The sequence below is a fragment of the Stutzerimonas nitrititolerans genome (assembly GCF_003696285.1).
GTDB lineage: Bacteria > Pseudomonadota > Gammaproteobacteria > Pseudomonadales > Pseudomonadaceae > Stutzerimonas > Stutzerimonas nitrititolerans.
In genome coordinates, this window is the sequence record NZ_RFFL01000030.1 from 1 (window position 1) to 6,649 (window position 6,649).

At 61.2% G+C, this 6,649-nt stretch carries 10 protein-coding genes; all 10 read right to left on the reverse strand.

Annotation, left to right across the window (positions count from 1 at the left end):
* Positions 1-81: 81 nt before the first annotated feature.
* The gene (locus EA795_RS20245; protein WP_122079168.1) at positions 82-387 is read right to left on the reverse strand and encodes a phage holin family protein; all 306 of its coding nucleotides are present in this window, start codon (positions 385-387) and stop codon (positions 82-84) included.
* Entirely contained in the window at positions 380-739 is a 360-nt protein-coding gene (locus EA795_RS20250; protein WP_122079169.1) for a putative holin, read from the reverse strand. The genes EA795_RS20245 and EA795_RS20250 overlap by 8 nt, the downstream gene beginning before the upstream one ends.
* A gap of 213 nt (positions 740-952) precedes the next feature.
* Positions 953-1,651: a hypothetical protein gene (locus tag EA795_RS20255; RefSeq protein WP_122079171.1), complete on the reverse strand. Its 699-nt coding sequence runs from the start codon at positions 1,649-1,651 to the stop codon at positions 953-955.
* A complete protein-coding gene (locus EA795_RS20260) occupies positions 1,648-2,223 on the reverse strand; it encodes a recombination protein NinG (protein ID WP_170162256.1) in 576 nt (191 codons plus the stop codon). Before EA795_RS20260 ends, EA795_RS20255 begins: the two co-directional genes overlap by 4 nt.
* A 160-nt stretch (positions 2,224-2,383) precedes the next feature.
* Complete coding sequence (locus EA795_RS20265) at positions 2,384-2,797, reverse strand: recombination protein NinB (RefSeq protein WP_122079174.1); 414 nt, start codon at positions 2,795-2,797, stop codon at positions 2,384-2,386.
* Positions 2,798-3,664: a phosphoadenosine phosphosulfate reductase domain-containing protein gene (locus EA795_RS20270; RefSeq protein ID WP_122079175.1), complete on the reverse strand. Its 867-nt coding sequence runs from the start codon at positions 3,662-3,664 to the stop codon at positions 2,798-2,800.
* Between the two features lie 96 nt (positions 3,665-3,760).
* Complete coding sequence (gene dnaB / locus EA795_RS20275; protein ID WP_122079177.1) at positions 3,761-5,101, reverse strand: replicative DNA helicase; 1,341 nt, start codon at positions 5,099-5,101, stop codon at positions 3,761-3,763.
* Positions 5,098-6,090: a replication protein gene (locus EA795_RS20280; protein WP_122079179.1), complete on the reverse strand. Its 993-nt coding sequence runs from the start codon at positions 6,088-6,090 to the stop codon at positions 5,098-5,100. The genes dnaB and EA795_RS20280 overlap by 4 nt, the downstream gene beginning before the upstream one ends.
* Positions 6,087-6,344 (reverse strand): hypothetical protein, encoded by a 258-nt coding sequence (locus EA795_RS20285; protein ID WP_122079181.1) that lies wholly within the window; start codon positions 6,342-6,344, stop codon positions 6,087-6,089. The genes EA795_RS20280 and EA795_RS20285 overlap by 4 nt, the downstream gene beginning before the upstream one ends.
* A 130-nt stretch (positions 6,345-6,474) precedes the next feature.
* The gene (locus tag EA795_RS20290) at positions 6,475-6,639 is read right to left on the reverse strand and encodes a transcriptional regulator (protein WP_240645058.1); all 165 of its coding nucleotides are present in this window, start codon (positions 6,637-6,639) and stop codon (positions 6,475-6,477) included.
* Positions 6,640-6,649 lie beyond the last annotated feature (10 nt).

Sequence of the window (6,649 nt, forward strand, 5' to 3'; positions counted from 1 at the left end):
CATCAGCTCTAGGAGCCCTCTTCTTTTCTTGCATGGCGGAAGCGTTCCGCCGCTGAAATTGGAATCCCCGACGACCTTCGTCTATCGCCTCCGCTCTCTACCATCCCACCCATACGGATGCCGAAGGACCTTGGATAGGTTGCCGCCGCAGCGCATCAGTGAGGCTGTGAGCACGGCCAGCAGCAGGACCATCGGCCATGCCTTCACCGGCACCACCAGCTCCCCTGCGAGGATGTAGATCACCGTCGCGCCGCAGCAGGCCATGATCAGCGCTGCCATGATCGACACGTCACGGCGGAACGTGGCGTCTCCGCGGCGGTAGGTGAACATCCGCACGAACATCACCAGACTCAAGGCCAGCGTTGCGTAGGTCAGAGACTTATCCATCGATACCACCGTTCGGCGATGCCGATTGGCGCCGCCTCTTGAGTGCTGCCAGGGATACCGTGACCACCATCAGAGATGCGCCGAATGCAGCTGGGGCTGGCAGCGTAAAGGGCTTGATGCCCCACAGCTCGATGCCGGTGATCGCCGGGGCCAGGAGATAGCCCATCACGAACGAGATCAGAAAGTAGGTCAGGCGCTCCGGCAGAGGCAGCTCCTTCGCGCTGATGAAGTAGATCACCGACCCACATAACGACCCAACAGCCGCTGCGCTATCCACTCCAGCAAGCAGGCCGGCTATGCCTGCACCAGCAATGCCGGCAGTAAGCACACCGGTTGATGTTGGCTCGGCCATTCGTGGCTCCAGGAATAAAACGCCCGGGGAGTTCGGGCAAAACAATCGGGCTCCTCAATGCGCATCAGTCCGCTCGGAGCTGGGAAGAAGGCATGGGAGCCAGAAACGAAAAAGCCCCGGCGTTTCGGCCAGGGCTTCTTGAGTGCGGAGTTTCGACTATGGAAATAACGATACGCCAGCCGTGCGGGAAGGTCAACACGTTATAACAATGCTTCACGCTGCGTCTTTCATCTCGCCTAGAACCGCCGAAACCGGCACTAGTGCCGCTCGGTCGATATCACTGCACACGGCCATCATCATCTCAATGACCGGCTGCCAATCTCGACCCCACGCCGCGCTTTCCAGGGGAACGCCATACACGTCATCCAGCGCTTTGCGGAACGACTCAGGATCTGGCGTCGGGTCTATCCCTGCGCTCATGCCGCCCTGGTGGATGCGGCGATAACGATGCAGACAGAGCTTGGAGGCGTAATAGGCCCGCTCGCGCTTCGATGCCGTCATCCGCATTCCGTGATAGATGCGGCGCGCCTCGAACCACTCCCAGACCAGTTCCTCGGCCATCTCCATGTCATCCATCGTCGCGATCGGACTGTACATGTGGTGGCCAAATGCCCGGAGCCCAGGCGATAAGGTGCCCACCGCCCTCTGTATGCAACCTGCTAGCGCCTGATCGGCAGCTTTCGCCGCGGAGCTCCCGCGTCCTCCTCGATCCTGCTTAACCGGAGGGCAGTAGATATGCTGCTTCCACGTGAACGGCTTTCCATCCTCGCCGATTTCTTCGATTTCCTTGGTGATGAAACCGCCGCCCTCAACGATGCCAAGCGTGGCTTGTTCGGCCATGCAGGATGAGATGCTGTCCCAGCGCTCGTAGTAAGCGGCCGACCAGGCTTCGCGCGCGGATATAAGTCTCATGCTGCTCCCCTCTTCAGGCTTCTGGTCATTGCGCGGAACGAGGCCTTCATCGCCTTCAGCTCCTCGATGGTGTAGCGCTGTGGTTCATGCGGCCCTTCCAGCCACTCGACCTGATCTGCGCCGATGCGCTCTACCAGGTTGATGCGGTAGTTCACGATGTCGCCCGACTTGTGGTTGTTACAGGGGGCGCATTGTTTGTGGACATTGAGCGGGTTGAAGCGCAGCTCAGGATTAGCCCCGACCGTCCGGTAGTGGCCGGCGTGCCACTGGCCCTGATGGAATCGGTCGCAGCTGATGCACGGCAGATCACGGTCCCGCTCGCGGATCCACTCGTTGAAGGCGGCCTGTGTCTCGCGCAGATAGTCGCCCTTGGTCTTGATCCGCTCCCGTGCCGCCCGGCGGGCCGCTCGCTCCTGCTTGTCCTGTTCACGCGACTGCCTAGCCTTGGTGGCATGTGTCAGCGCAATGGCGCACGCGACGCTGCAAGCGGTCTGCAGCGGGCGGGCCGGTACGAACTCGGATCGGCACGCGGCGTTGCGGCATCGCTTGGCGCGCAGCTTCTTGGAGACGATGCGGGTCATCGCATGCACCTCCACGCGACGAATAGCCAGAACACAGGCCAGACCGCGGCGGCTCTCCAGTGGCAAATCTGGACTCCCGCGACAATCCCGAGTTTTACCGTGCAAGCCACGCTGACCATGGCGCAGGCGACGTACCACAGAAGGAAGATCGTCATGCCGCCGCCTCCCCGATACCCCAATGATCAGCCGTCGTGAACTTCACCCCATGCTCAGCGGCGAACGCCTCCATGACGTGGAACAGATCGTTGAACCACTGCTTGCTCTGCTTGCGGGTCGATACGCCCAGGACGACGAAGCCGCCGTTAATGCCCGGCACCGCGTCCTGCTGCTGGACTGCCGCCGAGAAGACGTGCTTCCAGCTCTCCTCGTCGAGCTTGCGGCCGTACCACTCAACCTGGCGGCTGATGTCGCGCAACATGGCCCACATACGGCGATTGGCCGCGTCGCTGCGGGCCTCTTCGCGCATGGTCCAGACATAGCCGGCGTCGAGGTCAACGCGCTGCAGGATCTGCATGGCACGCTGGCGGTCCATCTCGTTGCGTAGGGGGAAGGTTGGGTTAGCCATCTATGCGGCCTCCTCATCAAACAGGTCCAACTGCTGCTCGCCGAACGCCTCGCAGCTTTCGGAACATCCACCGTCCTCGTCGTCACGCGAGCCCATGCGCTCATCAGGAATAACGATTTGGCTCAGTGCGATCAGGTCTTGGGTCGAGCGGTTACCGCGGAAGAACACTCGGCCGCCATTGCCGGCGCCCGCGTCCGGGTAGAGCTTCTCCATGCGATCCGGGAACTCGTAGCTCTCCGGGTCGTCGGCAAGGTTGAGCAGGTGCTTGCGGTCGGACTTCTTCCAGCACCACACACAGTTGCCTTGGCGCTCAGTCAGGTTCAGCGTGAATGGCTGCTGCTCCCACCAGGCGTTTGCGTCTTCCTTGTCGATCGGATGCCAGTCCATGAGCGGGTAAACGATGCGCGTGAAGTCGGCGTCCTTCCGGCGGCGGCGCTGCTCATCCACGCGCAGGCCGACAGCGATCTGGTAGTCGCGCTCAGGCCAGACCGAGTCGACGTAGGAGTACATCGGGTTCAGCTTCAGTTCGCGCGTGCAGTGCGGGAACTTCTGGTTCGGGATGCCGTACTTCTGGATCACATGCTCGAACGGGAGCCCGTTGCGGCTTGCAGTCTCGAAGGTGACGACGCGGTGCTTCGTCGACACCCGCGCACCAAACTGCACGGCTGCCTCGACCCAGACGACGCCCAGGCCAAACGCCTCATCGCAGCGGCGGACGAACTTCAGCGTCTCCTCGTGCTCCTGGCCGGTGTTGGCGAACACGAACAGCAGGTCGTGGGTCTCGCCCATGGTCCGCTTGATCCACTGCGCCATATATGCCGAGCTTCGGCCTCCGCTAAAGCTGACGAACAAGCGAGGCTTACGCATTGCTCTTGCCTCCACGCGCCGCCCGAACCACAAACTCCAGCGTCGCGCAGGCGCCAATGGCGATGAGCCAGGCGAGTGCGATGATTGGGGTGGTCATCAGAAATTCACCTCAACGACATTGCTCGTGCGGCTATGTGCGGCAAGCGGAACGAAGCGCGACTTATCGCCTTGGAAGGCCGTCGGAACCATGCCGATCTCGCCGTCCCGGTTCTTTCGGATCAGGATTTCGCCGATGCCCTTGTCCTGTGTGTTCGGGTGATATACCTCGTCCCGGTACACGAACATCACGATGTCGGCGTCCTGCTCGATAGCGCCTGACTCGCGCAGATCAGAGAGGACCGGGCGCTTGTCTGGACGAGACTCGCAGCTGCGGTTGAGCTGGGAGAGGATGATCACGGGACAGCCCATTTCGCGGGCCAGCAGCTTGATCTGGCGAGACATAACGGTGACGTCTTCCGTCCTACCAGCGCCCTCGCCCTCGACCAGGCCCAAGTAGTCGATGACAACGAGCCCCATGCCGCCCATTCGATGTTTCTGGCGCCGGACGATCGACCGAATCCGAGCAATGGTCATCACCGGAACGTCGGACACGACGATCGGCGACTGGCTCAGCTTTAGGCCGGCAGAGGTCAGTTCAGCGCTGTAGTCGTTCGCGCACTCGCCTGTCTTTAGCGACGGCAAGGGGATGCCGCCGACCGCAGCGAGAAGACGGTCCATCAGCTGTGTCTTGCTCATCTCCAGGCTGATGACGGCGACAGGCTTGCGCTGGTTGATTCCGACGTCGGCAGCAATGTTCATCGCCAAGGTGGTTTTGCCCATGGCGGGACGCCCCGCCACCACGATCATCTGGCCAGGCTTCATGCCTTGGGTGTACCTGTCCAGATCAGGGATGCCGGACCCAAGGCCGTCCATGACATTGCCCTTGGAGAAGCGATCCAGTCGCTCTTGGATTACCTCGATGTGCTCGGCCCACATATCTGCCAGCGTCTGGCATTCGGCGTCGCCGCCATCGGTCCCGAGGGCCAGAATGGTGGACTGAACCTGCGCGATCTTGTCCTCGACGCACGCCTGGTCGTGGGCAATCTCGTGGATGCGCTCTGCCGCGGCGACGATCTGCCGAGCTACAGCGCGATCGCGAATGATCTTGGCGTAGGTCTTCGCGTTGGCCGCGCTGGGCGTGTTGAGATGAATTTCGCCGGCATAGGCCATGGTGCGCATGCCGCTCGGCAGCTCAGCCATGCGCTCACCGAGGGTGATCACATCCACCGGCTGGCCGTCGTCATGAAGCGCCAGGATCAGGCGGTACAGGTCAGCGTTGTCGGCATAGGCGAACGCGTCGGGTGACAGGTCATCGCTCAGCACGTCGATCAGGTGCGGCTGCTTGAGCATCGCGCCGATGACTCCGTGCTCGGCTTCCAGACTGTGAAGCTCGATCATTGCTGCGCCTCCGAGATTTCACGGAAGACGGCGCGGCTTACCAGAGCCTCCAGGCGCGGGACGACATTCTGTCCACGGTAGAAGACCTGGCTGCGGTTGTTGGCCTTCTCGAAGTACGGGAGCCAAAAGCTCTTGCCGCTCTTGTGCGCCTCAGCCTCGTTCCAGCGCTCGACGATCATGCTGCGAAGCGCCTTATCGGTCTTCACGGTGACAGCCGGCAGGTTCGGGCAAACGCGGTGGTACAGGTCGATGATCTGGTCCACAGGGACGCCAGCCTCGTTCACGGTGCCAGCGGCTTTGCGGTGAGCGCTGCCAAGCCACTTGACCAGGAAGCGGCGCCAGTCCTTCTTCGGGCGATTAGCGGAAGCCCAGGCGGCGGCGCGAACGATCTCAGTCTCGACGTCAACCGGTGCGTAGGCTTTCGCCCACTTGGTGATCAGGTCAGAGCTGACCTGGAAGTCCTCGCCGTTGAACGAAACCTCGGAATCTTTCTCGACCTGGGCGGGCTCGCCCCCTTGGGGGGCAGTAATCTGTTCCGAAGGAACAGTTACTAGGGGTATTTCTTTCGTATAAAGATGGGAGTCGTCGGAAATTGGTAGTTTCGTTACCGTCGCGAGATTACCAATTTTGGTAGTTTCGACTGATTTTGGTTTAGTCGATTTTCGATTCTTCGTCTCTTGGTAGATCCACTCGGCCGGATCGCAGATGCCAATTTCACCGCGACTTCCGCCTACGCGATACAGCACGCGCCGAGCCAGAAGGCTGCTGATTGCACGAGACGCATGCGCAGGCAGCATATTGGTCTTCTTGGCCACTTCATCGGCTGTGATGCGGCGCTCTTGCAGCTGGAAGCCGATAGTGATCCGAGCGATCGCGTGCAGGGTCTTGAATTCAGCTGGCGACAGATGCACTGCCGCCAAGGCTTCCATCAGCTGGTTATCCATCCGGGTGAACCCCCCGGTATTGCGTAGTTGGGTGACGTTGCTCATACTTGCTCCGACTTCTGCTTCACTTCGCGCTTCTCGGTTGCCGCCGAGTCGCGCAACGAAAGCCGCAGGTACTGCAAACACAGTCCTGCGGTTTTTTGCTTTCTGGCTTTCGTGACACAGCCGCGAACCATGCCGGCCGCCGTCACTGCCATGTCCCGATACTCTTCACGCGAGGCAGCGGGAATCCCCTCCTCGGCGCCCATACCGGACAGAACGCGATCCAGTACGCTGTTGATGTGCTGTGCATTACTCATCGCGTTTCCATCCGTTTCTGGTACTGGATAAACCCCCAGCACTTCCCGCCCGATTTCGCCGCCCTGCCCTGGTTCCTAGAATGGGAACCATGGAAACCACTGACAGGACGTTGCTATGCGAAAACCTCGATCACGCCGCTGCCGCTTTCCAGGGGAAAGCCGGGCACAGCAAATCGCGCCGGACCTTTCCAGCGGTGATTTCTTCGATCTGCAAAGCGCGCTCAGCCGGAACAGGCCGCGCGCCTGAGCACCACTGACTGACTGTTGGGGCGCTGACCTCCAGACGGCTTGCCAAAGCGGCCTTG

Coding starts and splice junctions, on each gene's coding strand:
- EA795_RS20245 (WP_122079168.1), bottom strand. CDS start 387: ATGGATAAGTCTCTGACCTACGCAACGCTGGCCTTGAGTCTGGTGATG.
- EA795_RS20250 (WP_122079169.1), bottom strand. CDS start 739: ATGGCCGAGCCAACATCAACCGGTGTGCTTACTGCCGGCATTGCTGGT.
- EA795_RS20255 (WP_122079171.1), bottom strand. CDS start 1,651: ATGAGACTTATATCCGCGCGCGAAGCCTGGTCGGCCGCTTACTACGAG.
- EA795_RS20265 (WP_122079174.1), bottom strand. CDS start 2,797: ATGGCTAACCCAACCTTCCCCCTACGCAACGAGATGGACCGCCAGCGT.
- EA795_RS20270 (WP_122079175.1), bottom strand. CDS start 3,664: ATGCGTAAGCCTCGCTTGTTCGTCAGCTTTAGCGGAGGCCGAAGCTCG.
- dnaB (WP_122079177.1), bottom strand. CDS start 5,101: ATGATCGAGCTTCACAGTCTGGAAGCCGAGCACGGAGTCATCGGCGCG.
- EA795_RS20280 (WP_122079179.1), bottom strand. CDS start 6,090: ATGAGCAACGTCACCCAACTACGCAATACCGGGGGGTTCACCCGGATG.
- EA795_RS20285 (WP_122079181.1), bottom strand. CDS start 6,344: ATGAGTAATGCACAGCACATCAACAGCGTACTGGATCGCGTTCTGTCC.